The sequence below is a fragment of the Corynebacterium sp. HMSC076D02 genome (assembly GCF_001813815.1).
GTDB classification, from domain to species: Bacteria; Actinomycetota; Actinomycetes; order Mycobacteriales; family Mycobacteriaceae; genus Corynebacterium; species Corynebacterium simulans.
Genome location: NZ_KV814027.1, coordinates 1 through 709, shown reverse-complemented (window position 1 = coordinate 709; position 709 = coordinate 1). Strand labels below are relative to the sequence as shown.

Genomic DNA, 709 nt, shown 5'->3' with positions numbered 1-709 from the left:
GGATCACCTTCTACAGTCTTGATGAACTCAATGAGGCTATCGCCCAGCGCGTCGACGACATCAACATGAATATGCCTAGGCCCGATGGGATAACCCGTAAAGAGTTGTTTGATGCTGATGAAGCGCCCATGATGCGTGACTTACCAGATACCCCGTTTACGGAAGTGTCCTGGCGAAACGTCAAAGTCGACCGTAACTGGCACATCTGCTGCGACTACCAGTACTACTCAGTGCCGTTCCAATACATCGGCAAAACCCTGCGGGCACGGCTGACCAACAGCCTGGTGAGCATCTTCGACGGCGACGACCTAGTCGCAGAGCACTCACGTATGCACGGGTTCAAGTACCGCTATTGCACTGACCCAGCCCATACCCCGGATAAGGACATTGCCGGGGTCAAACCTCTTACCCGTGACGAGCTGCTTGCTCGAGCATCATCATTTGGGCCGGCAACGACCAAGGTCGTCTCCTCAATTTTGGAACGCAACGCCAAAGCCGTACCCCGCGGGCTACACACTGCCCGCAACGTGCTCGTCAAGCTGGGCAACAAGCACAACAAGACCACGCTTGAGCCTGCCTGCCAGCAAGTCATTGACCATAGCCTGGCACCCAACATGCAGGTCATCGCGCGGATTCAGGCCGACATCGCCCGCAACGGTCACACCCTCAACCAAACGCCAGCCGTCCAGGCCGATCACGCCCAGTCGCG

Annotated in this window: 1 pseudogene; it reads left to right on the top strand. The window is 57.1% G+C overall.

The window, feature by feature from the left end:
- Nucleotides 1-709 (top strand): annotated as a pseudogene (locus HMPREF2935_RS13105) (IS21 family transposase); the annotation flags it as partial.